This is a genomic window from Stenotrophomonas sp. PS02301 (assembly GCF_029959485.1).
In the GTDB taxonomy this organism is placed as follows: domain Bacteria; phylum Pseudomonadota; class Gammaproteobacteria; order Xanthomonadales; family Xanthomonadaceae; genus Stenotrophomonas; species Stenotrophomonas maltophilia_Z.
Window position 1 is genome coordinate 75,956 of the sequence record NZ_JASCOO010000006.1, and the last position, 20,852, is coordinate 96,807.

Annotated in this window: 19 protein-coding genes and 1 pseudogene; 11 read left to right on the top strand and 9 right to left on the bottom strand. The window is 68.0% G+C overall.

Features of this window, described 5'->3' with window-relative positions; translation table 11 throughout:
* Positions 1-55: 55 nt before the first annotated feature.
* Positions 56-1,048 (bottom strand): annotated as a pseudogene (locus tag QMX81_RS03015) (LysR substrate-binding domain-containing protein).
* Positions 1,049-1,175: 127 nt separating this feature from the next.
* On the opposite strand from QMX81_RS03015, the gene QMX81_RS03020 reads away from it, so the two are divergent.
* Complete coding sequence (locus QMX81_RS03020; RefSeq protein WP_152153302.1) at positions 1,176-1,757, top strand: NAD(P)H-dependent oxidoreductase; 582 nt, start codon at positions 1,176-1,178, stop codon at positions 1,755-1,757.
* A gap of 171 nt (positions 1,758-1,928) precedes the next feature.
* Here QMX81_RS03020 and QMX81_RS03025 read toward each other — a convergent pair whose 3' ends face one another.
* Positions 1,929-2,507, bottom strand: a complete 579-nt coding sequence (locus QMX81_RS03025) for a hypothetical protein (RefSeq protein ID WP_282258366.1) — start codon at positions 2,505-2,507, stop codon at positions 1,929-1,931.
* A gap of 383 nt (positions 2,508-2,890) precedes the next feature.
* Between QMX81_RS03025 and QMX81_RS03030 the strand changes: the two genes are divergently transcribed.
* Positions 2,891-3,250, top strand: coding sequence for an SH3 domain-containing protein (locus QMX81_RS03030; RefSeq protein WP_282258368.1), 360 nt, complete (start codon positions 2,891-2,893; stop codon positions 3,248-3,250).
* Between the two features lie 56 nt (positions 3,251-3,306).
* Here QMX81_RS03030 and serS read toward each other — a convergent pair whose 3' ends face one another.
* The gene (gene serS, locus QMX81_RS03035; RefSeq protein ID WP_152153306.1) at positions 3,307-4,587 is read right to left on the bottom strand and encodes a serine--tRNA ligase; all 1,281 of its coding nucleotides are present in this window, start codon (positions 4,585-4,587) and stop codon (positions 3,307-3,309) included.
* A 112-nt stretch (positions 4,588-4,699) separates the two neighbouring features.
* On the opposite strand from serS, the gene QMX81_RS03040 reads away from it, so the two are divergent.
* Both QMX81_RS03040 and QMX81_RS03045 read left to right on the top strand, forming a co-directional pair.
* Entirely contained in the window at positions 4,700-5,335 is a 636-nt protein-coding gene (locus QMX81_RS03040; protein ID WP_282258371.1) for an energy transducer TonB, read from the top strand.
* A 148-nt stretch (positions 5,336-5,483) separates the two neighbouring features.
* Positions 5,484-6,062: an energy transducer TonB gene (locus QMX81_RS03045; protein WP_282258373.1), complete on the top strand. Its 579-nt coding sequence runs from the start codon at positions 5,484-5,486 to the stop codon at positions 6,060-6,062.
* Positions 6,063-6,212: 150 nt separating this feature from the next.
* On the opposite strand, the gene aroA is transcribed toward QMX81_RS03045, so the two are convergent.
* The 4 genes from aroA to QMX81_RS03065 form a co-directional block, all read right to left on the bottom strand.
* Entirely contained in the window at positions 6,213-7,526 is a 1,314-nt protein-coding gene (gene aroA / locus QMX81_RS03050) for a 3-phosphoshikimate 1-carboxyvinyltransferase (RefSeq protein WP_282258375.1), read from the bottom strand.
* A gap of 117 nt (positions 7,527-7,643) precedes the next feature.
* Positions 7,644-8,840, bottom strand: coding sequence for a prephenate dehydratase (gene pheA / locus QMX81_RS03055; RefSeq protein WP_282258377.1), 1,197 nt, complete (start codon positions 8,838-8,840; stop codon positions 7,644-7,646).
* 51 nt (positions 8,841-8,891) lie between these two features.
* Positions 8,892-9,977: a 3-phosphoserine/phosphohydroxythreonine transaminase gene (gene serC / locus QMX81_RS03060; protein WP_121037748.1), complete on the bottom strand. Its 1,086-nt coding sequence runs from the start codon at positions 9,975-9,977 to the stop codon at positions 8,892-8,894.
* Positions 9,978-10,113: 136 nt separating this feature from the next.
* Positions 10,114-10,914 carry an FHA domain-containing protein gene (locus QMX81_RS03065; RefSeq protein WP_282258383.1) on the bottom strand — a complete coding sequence of 267 codons (801 nt, stop codon included), beginning with the start codon at positions 10,912-10,914 and terminating at the stop codon, positions 10,114-10,116.
* Positions 10,915-11,034: 120 nt separating this feature from the next.
* Between QMX81_RS03065 and QMX81_RS03070 the strand changes: the two genes are divergently transcribed.
* The 3 genes from QMX81_RS03070 to QMX81_RS03080 all read left to right on the top strand — a co-directional run bounded on the left by QMX81_RS03070 (position 11,035) and on the right by QMX81_RS03080 (position 13,189).
* The gene (locus QMX81_RS03070; RefSeq protein WP_121037754.1) at positions 11,035-11,310 is read left to right on the top strand and encodes a polyhydroxyalkanoic acid system family protein; all 276 of its coding nucleotides are present in this window, start codon (positions 11,035-11,037) and stop codon (positions 11,308-11,310) included.
* A 98-nt stretch (positions 11,311-11,408) separates the two neighbouring features.
* Positions 11,409-11,903 (top strand): phasin family protein, encoded by a 495-nt coding sequence (locus QMX81_RS03075; RefSeq protein ID WP_019184310.1) that lies wholly within the window; start codon positions 11,409-11,411, stop codon positions 11,901-11,903.
* A 272-nt stretch (positions 11,904-12,175) separates the two neighbouring features.
* Positions 12,176-13,189, top strand: a complete 1,014-nt coding sequence (locus tag QMX81_RS03080; RefSeq protein WP_121037757.1) for a restriction endonuclease — start codon at positions 12,176-12,178, stop codon at positions 13,187-13,189.
* Positions 13,190-13,192: 3 nt separating this feature from the next.
* Here QMX81_RS03080 and hutC read toward each other — a convergent pair whose 3' ends face one another.
* Together hutC and QMX81_RS03090 are read right to left on the bottom strand one after the other, a co-directional pair.
* Entirely contained in the window at positions 13,193-13,921 is a 729-nt protein-coding gene (gene hutC, locus QMX81_RS03085) for a histidine utilization repressor (protein ID WP_282258389.1), read from the bottom strand.
* Between the two features lie 27 nt (positions 13,922-13,948).
* Positions 13,949-15,325 carry a formimidoylglutamate deiminase gene (locus tag QMX81_RS03090; protein ID WP_282258391.1) on the bottom strand — a complete coding sequence of 459 codons (1,377 nt, stop codon included), beginning with the start codon at positions 15,323-15,325 and terminating at the stop codon, positions 13,949-13,951.
* A 63-nt stretch (positions 15,326-15,388) separates the two neighbouring features.
* Here QMX81_RS03090 and hutI point away from each other — a divergent pair, with 63 nt between their 5' ends.
* Genes hutI through hutU form a run of 4 tightly spaced genes read left to right on the top strand, consistent with a single transcriptional unit; the run spans position 15,389 to position 20,647 of the window.
* Positions 15,389-16,588 (top strand): imidazolonepropionase, encoded by a 1,200-nt coding sequence (hutI, locus tag QMX81_RS03095; RefSeq protein WP_282258393.1) that lies wholly within the window; start codon positions 15,389-15,391, stop codon positions 16,586-16,588.
* A gap of 23 nt (positions 16,589-16,611) precedes the next feature.
* The gene (gene hutH / locus QMX81_RS03100) at positions 16,612-18,153 is read left to right on the top strand and encodes a histidine ammonia-lyase (RefSeq protein ID WP_282258395.1); all 1,542 of its coding nucleotides are present in this window, start codon (positions 16,612-16,614) and stop codon (positions 18,151-18,153) included.
* Entirely contained in the window at positions 18,150-18,983 is an 834-nt protein-coding gene (gene hutG / locus QMX81_RS03105) for an N-formylglutamate deformylase (protein WP_282258397.1), read from the top strand. The genes hutH and hutG overlap by 4 nt, the downstream gene beginning before the upstream one ends.
* Positions 18,980-20,647 carry a urocanate hydratase gene (gene hutU, locus QMX81_RS03110; RefSeq protein ID WP_282258399.1) on the top strand — a complete coding sequence of 556 codons (1,668 nt, stop codon included), beginning with the start codon at positions 18,980-18,982 and terminating at the stop codon, positions 20,645-20,647. The genes hutG and hutU overlap by 4 nt, the downstream gene beginning before the upstream one ends.
* Positions 20,648-20,852: the final 205 nt, after the last annotated feature.

The following is a 20,852-nucleotide window of genomic DNA, read 5'->3' on the forward strand; positions in this document are numbered from 1 at the left end:
TGGCCGGGGCCGCATTCTCGCATGACAGGCCCGGTTTACCCAAGACCCGCGCGGCTCACCCCGCATCCACCGCCAACGCGCCCAAGGCACTGGCCTTGATCTTTTCCTTGGCCCGCTCGCACGCGCCACCGCAGTCCAGGCGCGAAGCCTCCAGCTGCGGCGGCAGGTGTTCGGCCAGGAAGTCGATGAACACGCGCACCGCCGGAAGGAGGCCGCGGCGGGAGGCGAACACGGCGTGGCAGATGCCCTGCGGCAGCGACCAGTCCGGCAGCACCACTTCCAGTTCGCCGTTGCGCACGGCGTCGGCGCAGACGGTTTCCGGCAGCATGGTGATGCCGAAGCCGTCCTTGACCATGCTCTGCAGCAGCGGGAAGTCGAAGCCGGCCACGCGCGGCTGCAGGTCCACGCGGCGGACCGCGCCTTCGGGGCCGTGCAGTTCCCAGCGCTGACGGGCTTCGTCTTCGCTGATGCTCAGGGTGACGTGATTGGTCAGCTCGTCCGGGTCTTTCGGGCGGCCGGCGCGGTCGAGGTACTTGGGGCTGGCCACCAGCAATTCCTGCACCTGGCCGAAGCTGCGCATCACCAGGCTGCCATCGTCATCCAGGCGCGAACGCACGCGCAGGGCGACGTCGTAGCCTTCGTTGATGATGTCCACGCGGCGGTTGCTGATGTTCAGCTGCAGCCGCACCTTGGGGTACTGCGCCAGGAAGATCGGCAGCAGCTAGGGCAGCTGCATCTGCGCGAGTGAGACCGGCACGCTGGCGCGCACCAGGCCGCGCGGCTCGGCGCTGAGGCGATCCACCACCTCGCGTGCGGCCTGGGCCTCGGCAAGCATGGTCTGCGCGTGGCGATGCACGCTGGTGCCGACGTCGGTCACCGCGAAGCGGCGCGTGGAGCGCTGCAGCAGGCGCACGCCCAGGTCGGTTTCCAGCTGGCTGATACGGCGGCTCAGGCGGGATTTGGGGATGCCGAGCGCGCGTTCTGCTGCGGCGAAGCCACCATGATCCACCACCATGGCGAAGTAGTAGAGGTCGTTGAGGTCTTGCATACCGAAGTTCCAGATATAGAACAATACGTGGTATTCAACCACCTTTATTCCAAACAGGCAACAACCTAACCTGATCTTCGTCGGCGGCGCCTTGCCCCCGCCCCTACCCAGATAACAGGTGATTGCCATGAAGCTTCTTCACATCGATGCCAGCGTGCTTGGCGACAACTCGGTCTCCCGCCAGCTCTCCGCCGCCGTGGTCCAGCAGTGGCGCGACCAGGTGCCGGGCCTGGAGGTGAGCTATCGCGACCTCGACGCCCAGCCGGTCCCGCACCTGCGCAGCTCGTCGCTGGCCCAGTCCGACCCGGCCGAAGTGGCCGATGCCGAGCAGGTCCTGGAACAGTTCCTCGCCGCCGACGTGGTGGTCATTGGCTCCCCAATGTACAACTTCAGCGTCGCCTCCACCCTCAAGGCGTGGATTGACCGCCTGGCCGTGGCCGGGCGCACCTTCAAGTACACCGAAAACGGCCCGGTGGGCCTGGCCGGCGGCAAGCGCGTGATCGTGGCCAGCAGCCGCGGTGGCCTGCATACCGGCGCCCCGACCGACTTCCAGGATCCGTACCTGCGCCAAGTGTTCGCCTTCTTCGGCATCGACAACGTCGAGTTCGTGCGTGCCGAGGGCATTGCCTATTCGCCGCAGCACCGCACCGATGCGATTGCGCAGGCGCTGGCCGCGCTGCCGCAGCCGGAAGCACTCGCCGCGGCGTGAGTCAGGCGACCCACACCGTTCCCTCCCCCTCGTCGTGACGGTGTGGTGGTGGGACGCCGGTTCTCTCTCCCCTGCCGGCGCTCCCCCTGATGGCCCCTTTCGGGGCCATCTTTTTGCCTGGCTGCCGGCTGCCGGCGTCCTGCCGCCGCGGCGCGCCTGGCCCCCTGTAACCTACCTCAGGTCACAATGGCGCATTGCCGGGGTCTCCCGTGCCATGCCATCGCCGGTGCAGGCCGCGGTGATGGCCTCGCCTTTACGCAGGCCGGCGGCATCCGTCGTTGTCAGCCCCATCAGCAGCACCCGCGCGTCAGGGCCGGCGGACAAGTGGACGACGGGCTGATCCAGAGAATCGCCCTGGATGGCCTCCACATCGCCGGAGATCACCAGGGGCTTGCCCTTGTAGAGCACGTCGGCGGCGATCTCATTGGCCTGGTAGTCCAGATACAGCTGCTGCGCGGCCAGCTCGATGGTGTCGGCCAGCACGCTGATCGCCTCGCTCTCGGTCTCGGCGGCGTGCGCATCTTCCCGCGGGGCGCTGACTGCGCTCAGCGTTCCGGCAAAGATGGCGATGCCAACGAAGTACACCATCGGCGAGACCATCAGCGAGAGCAGCAACGGTGCGAGACCCCTGGTCACCCCACCGCTGGACATCGCCACGATGGCCAGGATGAAGGCCACCAGATTCAGTGGCCAGCCGATGAAGAGCCCCAGCCCCGGAAAGGGAATCAGGAAGCACAGCCAGGCGATCACCAGAAGCATCCACGCAGCAGCCCCTGCCGGGTGGAAAGGCGGCGTTGTTGTGCCCACTGCGTTCACGGGGATGGTCCTGCGGGAGGTGAATGACGTTATCCATCGTCGTTGCCGCCCGGCTGCGCGAGTGGACGCAGGTCACATCCCACGGACTCCGCCGGAAACTCCAGAACCGCCCCCTTTGCCCTGCGCGCCTTGTGGGCAGAGGGTTCCGCGCTGGCCGGGAATTCATCTGGTGATCGATGGAGCTCTGCACCGACAGCACAACGGAGTTCCGCCTTACTCGATCAGGCTCTGGACCGGAAGCACCCGACGTGCCGCATTCGACCCAAGGCGGTCGCGCAGATCGCTATGCTGATCCGTCCTTCTCTGGATCAGCCCGCATGGACTACCGCGTCACCGCCGCCCACCGCAGCGAATTCCCACATCCGATCACCCTGCAACCCGGCGACGCACTGCAGGTCGGCGAGCGCTATCAGGGGCCCGAAGGCTGGGACAACTGGTATCTGTGCCAGACGCCGGGCCAGGCCGCTGGGTGGGTGCCGGCGCAGGTCATCTGCCGCAACGCACAGGGCGATGCGGTAGCGGCCGAGGCTTACTGTGCGCGCGAACTGGATGTCGACGTGGGCCAGCAGGTGCGCGGTGAGCGCGAGCTCAACAGCTGGGTGTGGTGCGAGGTGGTCGGCGGCACGTCCTCTGGCTGGGTGCCGATGGGCGTGTTGACGCCGATGACGCCCCGGTAGCCACCCACAAAAAACCCGCCTTCCGGCGGGTTTTTTTCATGCGTCACGGCGTTGGATCAACCGATGATCTCGACACCGCCCATGTAGGGCTTCAGCGCGTCCGGCACGGTGATGCTGCCGTCGGCGTTCTGGTAGTTCTCCATCACCGCGATCATCGCGCGGCCGACCGCCACGCCGGAGCCATTGAGCGTGTGCAGCAGCTCGGGCTTGGTGGTTTCCGGGTTGCGCCAGCGGGCCTGCATGCGGCGCGCCTGGAAATCACCGCAGTTGGAGCACGAGGAGATCTCACGGTAGGTGTCCTGCGAGGGCAGCCACACTTCCAGGTCATAGGTCTTGATGGCCGAAAAGCCCATGTCGCCGGTGCACAGCAGCACCTTGCGGTACGGCAGGCCGAGCTTTTCCAGCACGACTTCCGCACAGCGGGTCATGCGCTGGTGCTCTTCATCGCTCTGCGCCGGGGTGCACGCGGCGACCAGCTCCACCTTCTCGAACTGATGCTGGCGGATCATGCCGCGCACGTCGCGGCCGCCACTGCCGGCTTCGGCACGGAAGCACAGCGAATGGGCGGTCATGCGCAGCGGCAGCTGGTCGGCATCGATGATGTCATCGCGCACGATGTTGGTCAGCGGCACTTCCGAGGTCGGAATCAGGTAGCGCGTGGAATCGCCCACGGCCGTCTTGAACAGATCGTCCTCGAACTTCGGCAGCTGGCTGGTACCGCGCAGCGACTCGGCATTGACCAGCGCCGGCACATTGGTCTCTTCGTAGCCATGCTCGCCGGTGTGCAGGTCGAGCATGAACTGCGCCAGCGCACGGTGCAGCCGCGCGATCGGGCCACGCAGCACGGTGAAACGCGAGCCGGACAGCTTGGCCGCGGTCTCGCCATCCAGCCAGCGGTTGCGGGCGCCCAGCTCGACATGATCAAGCACCGGGAAATCGAACGCGCGCGGGGTGCCCCAGCGCTTCTGTTCGACATTCTCCGACTCATCCTTGCCGGCCGGCACATCCTCGGCGGGCAGGTTCGGAATGCCCAGCGCGATCGCTTCAATCTTCTCGCGCAACTCATCCAGGGCCACTTCCGAGGCCTTCAGCTCATCGGCGAACGCGGCCACCTCGGCCATGATCGCCGAGACGTCTTCGCCCTTGGCCTTGGCCTGGCCGATCGCCTTGGAACGGCTGTTGCGCAGGCTCTGCAGCTCCTGCGTGCGCACCTGGATGCGCTTGCGATCGGCTTCCAGCGACTCCAGCCCGGAGACATCCAGCTCGAAACCGCGCGAGGAGCGCAGGCGTTCGGCAAGGTCGGCGGGCTGTTGGCGGAGCAGGGCTGGATCGAGCATGGCGGCAGAGGGGTCTACGGATTCGGAGGGGGATTATCGCCTGTTATGCGTTTTTCTGCCGCCGGTTCATCCCGGGCGTGGCAGAATCGCGGTGATCCATACGGTATGCCCCATGTCTGCTTCCCGCTCGACTTCTGGCAAGAACATCACCTTCCATCTGCCCCGCCGCAGCCTCGTGATCGCCGCGATCGCCTTCGGCGTGGGCCTGCTGCTGTTCCTGGTGGTATGGCTGAGCAGCCGCAACACCGACTTCTACAAGGCCGACCCGGCCGCGCAGACCCCCGCCCAGGTGGCCGACGTGGTGCCGCTGCCCGAGCCGCTGGCCGCTGCCGCCGGCTCCAGCGACATGCCCGACGCCAAGGCCCCGCCGGTCAACGAGGAAAAGCCGCAGCTGGTGGAAACGGCCCCGCCGCCACCGCCGTCCGCCCCGGCTGCGGCCGCCGCACCCACCGCGCCCACGGCCATGGCGCCGAGCGACCGCCCGCAGCCGATCGCCGACCAGTCGCCGCCGCCGAGTTACCCGCCCGCCGCATTGCGCCGCGGTGACCGCGGCACGGTGGTGGTCCGCGTGGATGTGGATGCCACCGGCTATCCCTCGGCCGTGACGTTGATCCAGCGCAGCGGTTCACGCGACCTTGACCGCGCGGCGTCCGATGCGGTGCGTCGCTGGCGTTTCCAGCCGGCGCAGAACAACGGTGTGCCCGTGCCTGGCAGCCTGGAAGTGCCGTTCGACTTCACGCCGCAGTGAATCATCGCCGCCACGTGCGGCGATTGTGCAACGGCTCAGCAAACTGAACCTCGATGGGAATGCAGTCGTCGCGTTGACGTTGCGCTGACACATCCACAACCGTGTCCGGGCAAGACTGCGGGTGTCACATCGACACCAGGAGTCAGCCATGAGTGTTACCCATGCCCCGGACATGCCCCATTCGCCGCAGCATCAGCGCGACGTGATCGATGAGCCCCACCATCGCCGCACCTCCCCCTGGTTGTGGGTGGCGTTGATCGTGGCGATGTTCGCCGCTGCGCTGGTGTGGCTGCGGTATGCCACCCCGGGGGATACGAACGACGCGCCGGTGGGCCAGCGCATGTTGCCCGCCACCGAAACTGCACCGGTGGCCACTACGCCGGTACCTGCTGCGCGCCAGGCCGCACCGGCGGCCGAGCAGCGCAAGGCGACGCCGGCCGTGCGAAACCGCGAGGCCCGTCCGCTGGCGAGCAACGCCAAGCCGGCTTACCCGCGCACTGCCCTGCGCAGCGGCGTGCAGGGCAGCGTGGTGGCCAGCCTCAACGTGGATACCCGCGGCCAGGTGACCGAGGCGAATATCGTGCAGCGTAGTGGCACGCGTGATCGCGATCTGGATCGAGCGGTACTGACCACCGTGCGCGACTGGAAGTTCGAGCCGGCGATGCACAACGGCCGTGCCGTGGCCAGCGTGGTGCGCGTGCCGGTGGATTTCCGCACCGAGCGCTAAACGGAGGCGCTGAGGCGGAAACGAAAAGGGAGGCCAATGGCCTCCCTTTTTTCGTCCCGCGTATCGACGCCACGGCGACAGGTAGTGCCAGGCGCTGCCCGGCAACCACCCAGGTCTCGACGCAGCCGCCGGACAGAACCGGGCGCTACCTCAAGCGGCGCGAAGCCCGAAGCCGGCGCCCGTCGCCAGGCCATCGAAGTCCGGGAAGGACGTCGCCACGTTGGCGATGTCATTGACGCGCACCTCGCCACTGCTGAGCTGGCCGGCAATCGCGAAGGCCATCGCGATGCGGTGATCGCCGTGGCTCTCGATGGTGCCGCTGCCAAGCACGGCGCCGCCATGGATCGTCGCGCCGTCATCGGTTTCATCGACCTGCACGCCCAGGGTGCGCAGGCCGGTTGCCATCGCAGCCAGACGGTCCGATTCCTTGACCCGCAGTTCGGCCGCGCCGCGCACCACCGTGTTGCCCTGCGCCGCTGCCGCCGCGACGAACAACGCCGGGAACTCATCGATCATGTCCGGCACCAGCGCTTCGGGAATCTCGGCACCGTGCAGCGGTGCGTAGCGCACCACCAGATCGGCCACCGCTTCCCCACCCTGCTCGGCATGGTTTTCTTCGGTGATGTCCGCGCCCATCAGACGCAGCGCCGCCAGCAGCCCGGTACGGCGCGGGTTGAGGCCCACCGCACGCAGGCGCAGTTCGGAACCCGGGATGACGCTGGCCGCCACCAGGAAGAACGCCGCCGAGGAGAAATCGGCCGGCACCACGATATCGGTCGGGCGCAGCCGCTGGCCGCCACGCAGGCGGGCCTGGCCGGGCGAGAACGCGATATCCACGCCGAACGCGCGCAGCATGCGCTCGCTGTAATCCCGGGTCGGATGCGGCTCGGTGACCGAGGTTTCGCCCTCGGCATACAGGCCGGCCAGCAGCACGGCGGATTTGACCTGCGCGCTGGCGACCGGCGAGGCGAACGCGATGCCGTGCAGCGCCTGCCCCCCGTGTACACGCAGTGGCGGGGTGCCATCGGCCTCGGTATCGATCTTCGCGCCCATATCGGCCAGCGGACCGGTCACGCGGCGCATCGGGCGGCGCGACAGCGATTCATCCCCGACCATCACCGAGTCAAACGGCTGTGCAGCCATCAGCCCGGCCAGCAGACGCATGCCGGTGCCGGCATTGCCGCAATCCAGCGGGGCGCTCGGTGCCTTCAGTCCATCCACGCCGACGCCGTGCACGATGCGCTGCGAGGGCGACGGGGTGTCGATGCGCACGCCCATCTGCGAAAAAATCGCCGCGGTGGCGCGGGTGTCTTCGCCTTCCAGGAAGCCATCGATACGCGACACGCCATCGGCCAGCGCGGCAAACATCACCGAGCGGTGCGAGACAGACTTGTCGCCGGGAATGGTCAGGCTGCCCTGCAGGGGCTGGCCCTTGTGGGCGATCCAGTACGGAGATGCGGTCATCGGGAATCCTAGGGGGCGGGCCGCCGCGGCGGCGATGCAACGGTGTGCGGGAGGGGCCGCAGCGCCCCTACGGGCGCCGGGCCGGGCGCAGCGCGCGAGGCGGCTACGCCGGTCGGATCAGGGCACGGCGACCGGATAGGAGCCGAGGATCTTGATCTGCGCCGAGTGGGCTTTGAGCTCGGCCAAGGCCGCCTGCATCGCCTCGTCGTCGACATGGCCGGCCAGATCGATGAAGAAGCCGTACTCCCACTTGGCGTTGTGCGAGGGGCGCGACTCGATCCGGTTCATGCTGATGCCATGCCGCGCGAACGGGCTGAGCACATCGAACAGCGCACCGGGCTTGTCGTGGATGAACACCAGCACCGAGGTGCGGTCGTGGCCGGAGGTCGGGAAGATGTTGCGGCCGATGACCAGGAAGCGCGTGGTGTTGTCCGCGTCGTTCTGGATCGGCTTGGTCACCACCTTCTTCAGGCCGTACACATGCCCGGCGCTCTCGCCACCAATCGCGGCGGCATCATCGGCATTGCGGGCGCGGCGCGCGCCTTCGGCATTGCTGGAGACCGGAATCTTCTCGGCCTTGGGCAGGTTGGCGCGCAGCCACGAGGAGGTCTGCATGAACGACTGCGGGTGGCCGTAGACGCGCTCGACATCCTCCAGCCGGCCACTGCGCGACATCAGGTACTGCTGCACGCGCAGTTCCACTTCACCGCAGATTTTCAGGTTGGAGGTCAGGAACATGTCCAGGGTGATCTGGATGGTGCCCTGCCCCGAGTTCTCCACCGGCACCACGCCGAAATCGGCGTTGCCCGCTTCCACTTCCTGGAACACTTCTTCGATGCTGGCCAGTGGCAGGCCCAGCGCCGAGCGGCCGAAGTGCTTGAGCACGGCCTGCTGGCTGAAGGTGCCTTCCGGGCCGAGGTAGCCGATCTTCAGCGGCTCCTGCTGGGCCAGGCAGGCCGACATGATTTCGCGGTAGACGTGGACCAGCACTTCATCGCTGAGCGGGCCCTCGTTGCGGTCCACCACCATGCGCAGCACCTGCGCTTCGCGCTCGGGGCGGTAGTAATCCACCGCGGCAGCAAGCTTGCCCTTGGCCTTGCCGACCTGGTGGGCGAAGTTGGCGCGCTCGGCGATGAGCGCCTGGATGCTGCGGTCGATATGGTCGATCTTGGCGCGCACGTCCGACAGCACGGGCGCGGCAACGGCCAGCGCGGCGTCGCGCTTGGCGGCCTTGGCCTTCTTCGCGGGAGCAGCCGCCTTGGGCGGGGTCGGCGCTGGCTTGGCAGCCTTGGGCTTGGCGGGTTTGGTGGCCATCTGGGTTCCAATTGCAGTGGGGCGGCGGGCGCCCCGGGAAAAACGAATGCGTCAGCCGTTGCGCTGCTGGAAATCGCGCATGAAGGCGGCCAGCGCCTGCGCGCCCTCCACCGGCATGGCGTTGTACAGCGAGGCGCGGATGCCGCCGACCGCCTTGTGGCCCTTCAGCGCCAGCAGGCCGGCGGCTTTGGATTCACTGACGAAACGCGCGTTGAGCGCCTCGTCGGGCAGGAAGAACGGGATGTTCATGCGCGAGCGTGCGGCCGCGACGACCTCATTGCGGTAGAAGCCGCCGGACTGGTCGATCGCCTCATAGATCAGGCCCGACTTGACCGCGTTGCGGCGGGCGAATGCTTCCACGCCGCCTTCGGCCAGCATCCATTGGAACACCAGCCCGGCCAGGTACCAGTTCCAGGTGGGCGGGGTGTTGAGCATGGAATCGCGCGCAACGTGCGAGCGGTAATCGAAGATGTCCGCACGCGGCTGGCCGCTGCGCTCAAGCAGGTCGCGGCGCACGATCACCACCGACACGCCGACCGGGCCGAGGTTCTTCTGCGCGCCGGCATAGATCAGGCCGTACCGGCTGACATCCAGCGGCTCGCTGGCGATCGAGGAGCTGAAATCGGCGAACAGCGGCACCTCACCCACGTCCGGGGTGTCACGGAACTCCACCCCGTGGATGGTTTCGTTGGCGGTGATGTGCACGTAGGCCGCGTCATCGGAAAGCTGCCAGCTGGCGCGCGCCGGGATGTCGTGGAAGCCGTTGGCTTCGCTGCTCGCGGCGACGTTGACCGTGACGTAAGGGCTGACCTGCTTGATCGCGGTCTTGCCCCAGTGCCCGGTGAGCACGTAATCCACGGTCTGGCCGGGCTGGGCGAAGTTGAGCGCGAGCAGGGCCTGCTGGGTGGTCGCGCCACCGGCCAGGAACAGCACCGCGTAGTCGTCCGGGATGCCGATCAGGCGACGCAGATCGGCCTCGGCCTGGGCGGCGACGGCCATGAACTCCGGGCCGCGGTGGCTCATTTCGACAATGGAGGCGCCCGCGCCGTTCCACTCCAACATCTCTTCCTGCGCCTGGCGCAGGACCGATTCCGGCAACGTTGCAGGGCCGGCACTGAAATTGAACGCGCGCGTCATGTCACACCTATGGGGCAAGACCCCTAGTATGCCGCAGCGCACCAGCCTTTAGGCCTTGCAGCACAAGGCGAATTTGGTTGCAAACGAATCTAATGGCCCACGCGAGACGTGCCTGGTTGCCGGCCAGCGGCCGGCACTACCTCGCCCCGAACCAGAGCAGCCCGCTCAGCGCTGCGGCCAGCAGCAACGCACTGGCCAGCAGCCACGGCCAGCGGCTCACGCGTTTGGGCGCAGTCACCGGTTCCGGGCGCTGGCGTGCGTCGAAGCCGTCGTCCTCTTCTTCGATCACGATGCGCTTGCGGCCGTCGTGCGGGACTTCGAGCACGAAACGGTGCTGGGCATCGAAGACCAGCTGGTCACCCGGCTGCAGCCAGCAATGGCGAACGGTGACGCCATTGACCCGCGTGGACTCACCCGCCCCCAGGTCGCGCAGCAGCAGACGCTCGCCGTGCTGCTCCAGGCGGGCGTGCTGCTCGGCGAAGGCGGGGTCATCGATCACGATGTCCGCCTCGGGTCCGCGGCCGATCACGCGCGGCCGGTCCAGCGTGAAGCTGCGCCCGTGGTGCTGGCCGCCGACCCCACGCAACAGGCGCTGGTCGTCGCCGCCCTCATCGCTGCGTGGCGGCGCGTGCGCGACCGCTTCGCAATCGCCCTGCACCACCATCTCCACGCCGTCGGCGTAGACGGCGTCGCCGGCGCGCAGCAGCGCCATCCGGCGCACCGGGCGGCCGTTGACGTGAATGCCGCGGATGCCGTTGGCGACCTGCAGCCACAGGCCGCGGTCATCCAGGCAGAACTGGGCCAGCAGCAAGGTGCCGGGGGTGTCATCGCCAAGCCGGACGGTGCCCGATGCATGACGCACGATGCGCTGCACCCCGGGCCGCAGGGGCTGGTCGGGATGTTGGCGGTGAGTAAAGTGAACTAGCAGGTTCTGCACGCGGCGCAGCCTAGCAGGTTGAATGTCAGGGAAGAAGAAGTGTGACGCAGACCTTGGAGTTGTGCCTGAGGATGCGCACAATGCACGCCCAAATCCGCGCCGTTGTCGCCAGGAGGCTGTATGTCCACCATTGATATCCGTCACGCCCACGCCCTGCCCGCCGAAAATGCGCGCAAAGCCATCGAAGAAGTCGCCGCCAAACTGTCCGAGCGTTTCGGTCTGCAGTCCAACTGGGTGGGCGACGTGTTGAACTTCAGCGGCTCCGGCGTGGACGGCGCGATCGCGCTGCAGCCCGGCCAGGTGCAGGTCACCGCCAAACTCGGCTTCCTGCTCTCGGCCATGAAGGGCATGGTGGAAAGCGAGATCCAGCGCGTGCTGCAGGAAAAGCTCGGCTGAACCGACGCCCGGCCCGGCGCTGCACAGGCGCCGGCCATCACATCGCTTGAAGCCGGCGATGCATACGATCCAGGGGTGTCCACCCAAGGGATCGCCCCATGAATTCACCCAACGACTTCGACGATCGCATCCCCGGCGAGAAGCCCTCGCTGCAGGATCAGGCCGAGCGCTTCTCGCGCAAGCTGACCGATTCGGCCCAGCAGATCTGGCTGGCCGGTCTGGGCGCCTTCGGGCGTGCGCAGGCCGAAGGCAGCCGTGTCTTCGACAACCTGGTCAAGGAAGGCGAGAACATCGAGGCCCGCAACCGCGAGCAGACCGGCGATACACCGCGCTGGCGCGACAATGTCGAGGAACACCTCGGCGAGGCCCGCGAAAAGGCCAGCGGCACCTGGGACAAGGTCGAGAAGGCCTTCGATGACCGGGTCCAAGGCGTGCTCAAGCGTCTGCACATCCCCACCGCCGAGGATGTCGCCGCGCTCAATGCCCGGATCGACGCGCTCAACACCCGGGTCAACCGTGCCGAGGCCCGCAACGCCTCGCCGTCGGCCGATCCATCGCCGGGCACGCACCAGTCGCCGACCTCCGACGCCTGAACTGACCCGCTGCGTCGATTGTTGCAAAGCAGCACGACTTTGTTGACAATCGAAATCGACCCGCCAATCGCTTCCACCGCCGTTTGTTCCCTCCCCTCACGGCTCTGGATTGGCGGGTTTTTTGTGGGCGCTGCTAGCGCAAGGCCCCGCAAAGTGAGACGGCCGTCACCGACGTGACCGCCGGATGCGAACCGCGCCGACAACGACGCGCCGCAGACGTGCAAAGGCGCATATAAACTGTCTATCGCACTTCCCTGTTCATATCCCCCTCCATGCTCTCCTGGATTCTGGCCCTGCTGTTGGCCCTCATCGTCTGGTTCCTGGCCACGGCCTACTTCTGGCTGATCAAACGGAAGCGCAAGGAGACTCAGCTCGGCCTGAATGCCTTGGCCGGCATGCACTGGCGCGAGTTTTCCCTGATCGTCCGGCGCGCGATGCACGAGCAGCGCGGGCTGCAGGATGTACCGGACGAGACCGCAGACAGTCGCGAACCGCGCAGCGATTTCCTGATGCACGACGGTCCGCAGCGCTGGCTGCTCTCCTGCAAGCATGGCCGCGCCTACCGGATCGGCACCGCGGCCGTGAACGAACTGGGTGCCGCCGCGCGTCTGGCCGGTGCCCGTGGCGGCATCCTGATCACCGAGGGCAAGGTGGAGCGCGATGGACGCATCGCCGCGGAGAAACAGAGCGTCGAGGTCCTCGATGGCCCGCTGCTGTGGCCGTTGCTGAAGCCCTACCTGCCGGGCGACATGGAGGCCCGGGTCGAGGCCGGTGCCCGTGGCGAAGCCCTCCGCCGTATCTCGATCGCGGCACTGGGCGCGGCGACGTTGGGGCTGATGGTCGGGCTGGGCTCGCTGACCGCCGGGCTGGAAAAGGAGTGGGCCGACGATGAAACCGCGGCGGCCGCGCCGGCTGCAGCGAAAGCACCCGCGCCGGCCGGCACCCAGCCCACTGCTGCGACGCCTGCCCCGGCAGCCCCGCAGGCCGCTGGCGGCGCGGCCGACGCCGCTCCGCCTGCAATGGAAGCGAACCCGGACGACGCCACGCTGGACCGCTACCAGCAGGAGCTGTCACGCAACGTGGCCAGCCGCTCCGGCGTGGCCAGTGGCATCTGGCTCACCCGGCAGACGCTGGCGATCAACCGCACCGGCGAGATCGACACGATCTGGCCGCTGATCTGCGAGGAAGTGACCCGCTACCCCGCGCTGCGCACCGTGCGCATCCAGCTCAACCCGCGCCCCGGCGTGGATGAGCCGGTCCGCTGGCGCCAGTGCACCACGCTGTAAGGCTCAGCGCGCGCCCGGCGAGAACCGGGCGACCAGATCGTAGGCATCGCCCAGGAACATCTGCCGCACGCAGGTGATCGGCTGCTCGCCGCGCCAGGTGAGACGGTCGATCACCAGGCAGGCCGTGCCTTGCTTGACCTGCAACAGCGTAGCGGCCGCGTCATCGGCGCCCCAGGCGCTGATCCGGTGCTGGGCGCGCGTCCACGATACGTTCTGCAGCAGCCAACTGCCTGGCGCGGTCGTCTCGAAATCCACCTCCAGCACCTCCGGCACGCCGACCGGGCTGATCAGGCGGTGCTCAAGCGCCAGCGGCCGGCCATCGGCCAGGTGCAGGCAGCGGATCGCCAGCAGCTTCTCGCCGCCGGCCAAGGTGGTTTCTTCGGCCACCTGCTCGCGCGGGCGCCGGTAGGCACGCTCCAGCAGCTGGTAGGCATAGACGTGCCCGCGCGCTTCCACCGCCATCGCGATATCAGGAATCTCCAGCGCCACCTGTTCCAGGTGCGGCGGCTGGCGCGCGACGAACGAGCCCGCACGGCGGCGGCGCTCGATCATGCCGCTCTCGGCCAGCGCGGTCAGCACCTTGTTCACGGTCATCCGCGAGCAGCCGTACTGCTCCATCAGTTCGTGTTCGTAGGGGATGCGGAAGCCAGGCGCCCACTGTCCACTGAGGATGCGGCTTTCCAGATCAGCACGGATGCGCTGATTGAGGGTTGCTGCTTTCTTGCCCGTCACTCTGGATTCCTGCATGGGAGGGTCGGATCAGACCCTCAACAACGGTCGAAGTGCCGCGGCGAACCGTGCGGCCACCGCCTCGCGTTGCGGGTGGCGACCGTCACGGACCCACTGGCGCCCTTGGCGCCACACCGATCGCACGGCGCCATTACGTGCGGCGAACACCCAGCTGTCAAGCAAGGCATCACCGTCGCGGGCGATCAGCGCCGGGTGGTCCGGATCGAGTTCGACGATGTCGGCCGGTGCGCCTGCCTGCAGTCCGGTGGTCACGCCCAGGGCCTGCGCAGCACCGTTCAACGACTGTTCGTACAGCCAGCGGCCGGTGGACTGCCCATCGCCCGGGGCCAGCACGTTGCGCCCGCGCAGTTGCAGGCGCTGGCCGTACTCGAGCAGGCGCAGCTCTTCGGCGGCATCGATCAGCACGTTGGAATCCGAGCCCACGCCGAACCGGCCGCCGGCACGCGCGAAGGCCTGCATCGGGAACAGACCGTCGCCCAGGTTCGCCTCGGTGATCGGGCACAGCCCGGCCACCGCACGGCTCGCGACGATCTGCTGCATCTCCGCCTCGGTGATGTGGGTGGCATGCACCAGGCACCAGCGCGCATCCACTGGCGCGTGTTCGTACAGCCACTGCACCGGCCGCATGCCGCTCCAGGCGACGCAGGCATCAACCTCGCGGGTCTGCTCGGCGATGTGGATGTGGACGGGCCCGGTGTTGAGCGGCAGCAACGCCGCCAGTTCCTCGCCGGTCACCGCGCGCAGGCTGTGCGGGGCAAAGCCGAGCACCGCATCGTCCTGGTCCTGCAGCGCGCGCGTGCAGCCCTGCAGCAGCGCGGCAAAGCCGTCCACGTCGTGGATCAAACGGCGCTGGGCCGGATTCGGCGCGGCGCCACCGAAATCGGCATGCGCGTAGAACACCGGCAACAGGGTCAGGCCGATGCCACTGGAGTGGGCAGCGGCCGCGATACGTTCGGCCATTTCGGCGCGATTGGCATAGGGTGCACCGTCCGGGCCGTGGTGCAGATAGTGGAACTCACCGACCCGGGTGAAACCGGATTCCAGCATTTCCACATAAGCCTGCTCGGCGATGGCCTGCATGGCCTCGGGCTGCAGACGCGCCAGGAAGCGGTACATCAGCTCGCGCCAGCTCCAGAAGCTGTCGCCGCTGTTGCCGCCGATCTCGGTCAGCCCGGCCATGCCGCGCTGGAAGGCGTGGCTGTGCAGGTTGCCCAGGCCCGGCAGCGCGATCGCCAGCGCGGTATCACCCGGCTCGGCCGACACACCTTCGGTCACCTCGAGGAGCGTGCCGCCCTGGCTGAGGATGCGCACATCGCGCGCCCAGCCGTGCGGCAGCAGTGCGTGGGCAGCGTGGAAACGAAGGATCGGTGCGGGGGTGGCTGACATCACTGGACATCCCGGAAGAGGCGCCTATATTGTATAGACATATACACCGATGTGGTTGCTGCCATGCACTGTGACACCCTCTGGTACCACGCCAACCTGATCACCGTCGACGGCCCGGGCCTGGGCGTGATCGAGGAGGGCGTCATCGCCGCCACCGATGGCCGCATCGTGCATGTCGGTGCGGCCGGTTCTGCCGATCACCTGCAGCCGGCCCAGCGCATCGACTGCGCCGGGCGCTGGATCAGCCCCGGCCTGATCGACTGCCACACCCACCTGGTCTATGCCGGCAACCGCGCTGGCGAGTTCGAACAGCGCCTGCAGGGCGTGAGCTATGCCGACATCGCCCGCGCCGGCGGCGGCATCGTCTCCACCGTGCGCGCCACCCGCGCCGCCAGCGAGGCCGACCTGCTCGCCGCCAGCCTGCCGCGGCTGGATGCCATGCTGGCCGAAGGCATCACCACGCTCGAGATCAAATCCGGTTACGGGCTGACCCTGGCCGATGAGACCAAGCAGCTGACCGTCGCGCGCGAACTGGGCCGTCAGCGCGCGGTCGAGATCGTGCCGACCTTCCTCGGCGCGCATGCGATCCCGCCGGGCCGGCAGGCGCAGGAGTACATCGACGAGGTCTGCAACGTCATGATTCCGGCCGTTGCGGCGGCCGGGCTGGCCGAAGCGGTGGACGTGTTCTGCGAGAACATCGCCTTCAGCGCCGCGCAGGCCGAGCAGGTCTTCCTCGCCGCGCAGCAACACGGGCTGGCGATCAAGATCCACGCCGAGCAGCTCAGCAACCAGCACGGTGCTGCCCTGGCGGCACGTCACGGCGCACTGTCGGCCGACCATATCGAACACCTCGACGCCGACGGCATCGACGCCATGCGCAGCGCCGGTACCGTGGCCGTGCTGCTGCCGGGCGCGTTCTATTTCACCCGCGATACCACCCTGCCCCCGATCGCCGCACTGCGCGCCGCCGGCGTACCGCTGGCGCTGGCCACCGATTCCAACCCCGGTACCTCGCCGCTGACCAGCCCGCTGCTGGCGATGAACATGGCCGCCACCCTGTTCCGCATGACCGTGGCGGAGTGCATCGCCGGCTTCACCCGTGAAGCGGCACGCGCACTGGGTCGGCAGGACCGGATCGGCCGGCTCGCCGTCGGCCTGGACTGCAACCTCGCCCTGTGGGACATCGAGGCGCCTGCCGACCTCGTCTACCGCATGGGCTTCAACCCCCTGCACGGCCGCGTGATGCGCGGCCAACCCGTCTGAATCTAGTGATGTCTGGAGATTTCATGAGCACTACCCTGACCCTGCACCCCGGCGCCGTCACGCTGGCGCAATGGCGCGCGATCCATGACGGCGCGCGGGTGCGGCTGGACCCGGCCTCGGCCGCGGCCGTGCTGCGCAGTGCGCAGACCGTGGCCGACATCGTCGCCAAGGGCGCACCGGTGTACGGCATCAATACCGGCTTCGGCAAGCTGGCCAGCGTGCGCATCGAGCGCGACGATCTGGAAACCCTGCAGCGCAATATCGTGCTTTCGCATGCCGCCGGCGTCGGCGAGCCGATGCCGGCACCGGTGGTGCGCCTGATGATGGCGTTGAAGCTGGCCAGCCTGGCCCAGGGCGCCTCCGGTATCCGCCCGCAGACGCTGGCCCTGCTGGAAGCCTTCCTGCAGCACGACTTCATTCCGGTGATTCCGTGCCAAGGCTCGGTCGGCGCCTCCGGCGATCTGGCCCCGCTCTCGCACCTGGCGAGCGTGATGATCGGCGTCGGCGAAGCCTTCGTGGCGGGCGAGCGCCTGCCGGCGGCCGAGGCGCTGGCCAAGGTCGGCCTGGCCCCGCTGGTGCTGGGCGCGAAGGAAGGCCTGGCCCTGCTCAACGGCACCCAGTACTCCACCGCCTATGCACTGGCCGGTCTGTTCGCGATCGACACTGTGTTCCGTGCGGCGTTGGTCACCGGCGCGCTCTCGGTGGAAGCGGCCAAGGGTTCGGACACCCCGTTCGACCCGCGCATCCACAGCATCCGCGGCCAGCGCGGACAGATCGCCACCGCCGCCGCGCTGCGTACCCTGATGCAGGGCTCGGCGATCCGCGAATCGCACCGCGACAACGACGTGCGCGTGCAGGACCCGTACTGCCTGCGCTGCCAGCCGCAGGTGATGGGCGCCGCGTTCGATGTGATGCGCCAGGCCGCCACCACGCTGGCGATCGAAGCCAACGGTGTGTCCGACAATCCGCTGGTATTCACCGATACCAACGAGGCGCTGAGCGGTGGCAACTTCCACGCCGAGCCGGTCGCTTTCGCGGCGGACATGCTGGCGATGGCCGTGTGCGAGATCGGCTCGATCAGCGAGCGCCGCACCGCGATGCTGGTCGACCCGGCCCTGTCCGGCCTGCCCGCCTTCCTCACCCCGAAGCCCGGCTTGAATTCCGGCTTCATGATTCCGCAGGTCACCGCCGCGGCGCTGGTCTCGGAAAACAAGCAGCGCGCCTATCCGGCCAGCGTCGACTCGATCCCGACCTCGGCCAACCAGGAAGACCACGTCTCGATGGCCGCACACGGTGCGCGCCGCCTGATGGCGATGGCCGAGAACGCCGCCAACGTGATCGGCATCGAGCTGCTGGCCGCTGCACAGGGCTGCGATTTCCATGCCCCGCTGCGCTCCAGCGATGCACTTGAAGCCGTACGCCAGCGCCTGCGCGCGCAGGTGCCGACGCTGGAAGACGACCGTTACTTCCACCCGGACATGGTGGCCGCGACCGACCTGGTGCGCAGTGGCGTGCTGGCTGCCGGGCTGGACGACATCCTGCCGCCACTGGAGCCGCTGGCATGACTTCCCAACCGGATTGGCTGCAGATCCACCGCGGCGATGTGCCGTTGATCGTCAGCTTCCCGCACACGGGCACCGAGCTGCCCGATGCACTGGCCGCGCAGTTCGTCTCGCCGTGGCTGGCCCGCCGCGACGCCGACTGGTGGGTGCATGAGCTGTACGCCTTCGCGCAGCAGATGGGCGCCACCACCGTACGCACCGCGGTGTCGCGATCGGTCATCGACGTCAACCGCGACCCCAGCGGCACCTCGCTGTACCCGGGCCAGAACACCACCGGCCTGTGCCCGCTGACCACCTTCGACAACCAGCCGCTGTACCGCGATGGCCACGGCCCGGACGAGGCGGAGATCGCGCGCCGCCGCGATACCTGGTTCGCGCCTTACCACGACGCCCTCGCGGCGGAGATCGCGCGACTGCGTGCCCGGCACGGCACCGTGGTGGTGTACGACGCGCACTCGATCCGCTCGCACATCCCGCACCTGTTCGATGGCCAGCTGCCACAGTTCAACCTCGGCACCAACGGCGATACCACCTGCGACAACGCGTTGACCGACGTGGTCGACAATCTGTGCGCGATGAGCGGCATGAGCCATGTGCGCAACGGCCGCTTCAAGGGCGGCTACATCACCCGCCATTACAGCGACATCCCCGGCGGCGTGCACACGCTGCAGATGGAGCTGGCCTGCCGCGGCTACATGCACGAGCCCGAGGCCGTGGATGAGCACAGCTGGCCCACGCCATTGGATCCCGATCACGCCGCCCCGCTGCGCGCCACGCTGCAGCAGGTGCTCGATGCCTGTCTCGACTTCGCTACGTCCCGGAGTGCTGCATGACCCGTCTCGATTCCACCCGCACCATCCTCGCCCCGACCGGCACCACGCTGACCTGCAAGAGCTGGCTGACCGAAGCCCCGCTGCGCATGCTGATGAACAACCTGCACCCGGACGTGGCCGAGCGCCCGCAGGAGCTGGTGGTCTACGGCGGCATCGGCCGCGCCGCGCGCGACTGGGAGAGCTACGACAAGATCATCGAGACCCTGCAGCGGCTCGAAGATGACCAGACCCTGCTGGTGCAGTCGGGCAAGCCGGTCGGCGTGTTCCGCACCCATGTGGATGCCCCGCGCGTGCTGATCGCCAACTCCAACCTGGTGCCGCGCTGGGCCAACTGGGACCACTTCAACGAGCTCGATAAGAAGGGCCTGGCCATGTACGGCCAGATGACCGCCGGCAGCTGGATCTACATCGGCGCCCAGGGCATCGTGCAGGGCACTTACGAGACCTTCGTGGAGATGGGCCGCCAGCACTACAACGGCAGCCTGGCCGGCAAGTGGCTGTTCACCGGTGGGCTGGGCGGCATGGGCGGCGCACAGCCGCTGGCTGCGGTGATGGCCGGCGCCTCGTGCCTGGCGGTGGAATGCCGCAAGAGCAGCATCGAGATGCGCCTGCGTACCGGGTATCTGGACACCTGGACCGACGACCTCGACGAAGCGCTGCGCCTGATCGAAGAGTCGTGCACCGCCAAGAAGCCGCTCTCGGTCGGCCTGCTCGGCAACGTCGCCGACGTGCTGGACGAGCTGCTGATCCGCGGCGTGAAGCCGGACCTGCTGACCGACCAGACCTCCGCGCACGACCCGGTCAACGGTTACCTGCCGCAGGGCTGGACCGTGGAAGAATGGGACGCCAAGCGCGTCTCCGCCCCGAAGGAAGTGGAAACCGCCGCGCGCGAATCGATGGCCAACCACATCCGCGCCATGCTCGGCTTCCACTCGCTCGGCGTACCGACCGTGGATTACGGCAACAACCTGCGCCAGATGGCACTGGAAGAAGGCGTGGCCGATGCCTTCGACTTCCCCGGCTTCGTACCCGCCTACATCCGCCCGCTGTTCTGCCGCGGCATCGGCCCGTTCCGCTGGGCCGCGCTGAGCGGCGATCCGGAGGACATCGCCAAGACCGACGCCAAGGTCAAGGAACTGATCCCGGACAACCCGCACCTGCACCGCTGGCTGGACATGGCCGCCGAGAAGATCAAGTTCCAAGGCCTGCCCGCGCGCATCTGCTGGGTCGGCCTGGGCGATCGTGATCGACTGGGCCTTGCCTTCAACGAGATGGTCGCCAATGGCGAACTGAAGGCGCCGGTGGTGATCGGCCGCGATCACCTGGATTCGGGCAGCGTCGCCTCGCCCAACCGCGAGACCGAGGCCATGCAGGACGGCTCGGATGCCGTCTCCGACTGGCCGCTGCTCAACGCCCTGCTCAATACCGCCAGCGGCGCCACCTGGGTCTCGCTGCACCATGGCGGCGGCGTCGGCATGGGCTTCTCGCAGCACTCGGGCATGGTCATCGTCTGCGATGGCACCGACGCGGCGGCCAAGCGCATCGCCCGCGTGCTGTGGAACGACCCGGCCACGGGCGTGATGCGGCATGCCGACGCGGGCTATGAGATCGCGGTGGACTGCGCGAAGGAAAAGGGGCTGGATCTGCCTGGGATTCTGGGCTGATGCGGGTAGGCCCCGGCTCACGGCCGCGGCCCACACCTCAAGGTAGTGCCGGCCGCTGGCCGGCAGCCACCGAAATAACACGTAGTGCCGGCGGCTGGCCGGCAACAACGCAATGATGGTTCTCACGCGACGGGATCGCGTAGATCCTGGCGAGCCCGCCAACCCGCCGCACAAACGCCCAACCCCCCGCCGCGAGAATGACCCC

Bases quoted from the DNA above. Each gene is read 5' to 3' on its own strand.
- serS (WP_152153306.1), bottom strand. From the start codon at position 4,587: ATGCTCGATCCAGCCCTGCTCCGCCAACAGCCCGCCGACCTTGCCGAA.
- QMX81_RS03070 (WP_121037754.1), top strand. From the start codon at position 11,035: ATGTCCACCATTGATATCCGTCACGCCCACGCCCTGCCCGCCGAAAAT.
- QMX81_RS03030 (WP_282258368.1), top strand. From the start codon at position 2,891: ATGGACTACCGCGTCACCGCCGCCCACCGCAGCGAATTCCCACATCCG.
- QMX81_RS03075 (WP_019184310.1), top strand. From the start codon at position 11,409: ATGAATTCACCCAACGACTTCGACGATCGCATCCCCGGCGAGAAGCCC.
- QMX81_RS03020 (WP_152153302.1), top strand. From the start codon at position 1,176: ATGAAGCTTCTTCACATCGATGCCAGCGTGCTTGGCGACAACTCGGTC.
- pheA (WP_282258377.1), bottom strand. From the start codon at position 8,840: ATGGCCACCAAACCCGCCAAGCCCAAGGCTGCCAAGCCAGCGCCGACC.
- hutH (WP_282258395.1), top strand. From the start codon at position 16,612: ATGAGCACTACCCTGACCCTGCACCCCGGCGCCGTCACGCTGGCGCAA.
- QMX81_RS03040 (WP_282258371.1), top strand. From the start codon at position 4,700: ATGTCTGCTTCCCGCTCGACTTCTGGCAAGAACATCACCTTCCATCTG.
- aroA (WP_282258375.1), bottom strand. From the start codon at position 7,526: ATGACCGCATCTCCGTACTGGATCGCCCACAAGGGCCAGCCCCTGCAG.
- QMX81_RS03045 (WP_282258373.1), top strand. From the start codon at position 5,484: ATGAGTGTTACCCATGCCCCGGACATGCCCCATTCGCCGCAGCATCAG.
- QMX81_RS03090 (WP_282258391.1), bottom strand. From the start codon at position 15,325: ATGTCAGCCACCCCCGCACCGATCCTTCGTTTCCACGCTGCCCACGCA.
- serC (WP_121037748.1), bottom strand. From the start codon at position 9,977: ATGACGCGCGCGTTCAATTTCAGTGCCGGCCCTGCAACGTTGCCGGAA.
- hutG (WP_282258397.1), top strand. From the start codon at position 18,150: ATGACTTCCCAACCGGATTGGCTGCAGATCCACCGCGGCGATGTGCCG.
- hutI (WP_282258393.1), top strand. From the start codon at position 15,389: ATGCACTGTGACACCCTCTGGTACCACGCCAACCTGATCACCGTCGAC.
- hutU (WP_282258399.1), top strand. From the start codon at position 18,980: ATGACCCGTCTCGATTCCACCCGCACCATCCTCGCCCCGACCGGCACC.
- QMX81_RS03080 (WP_121037757.1), top strand. From the start codon at position 12,176: ATGCTCTCCTGGATTCTGGCCCTGCTGTTGGCCCTCATCGTCTGGTTC.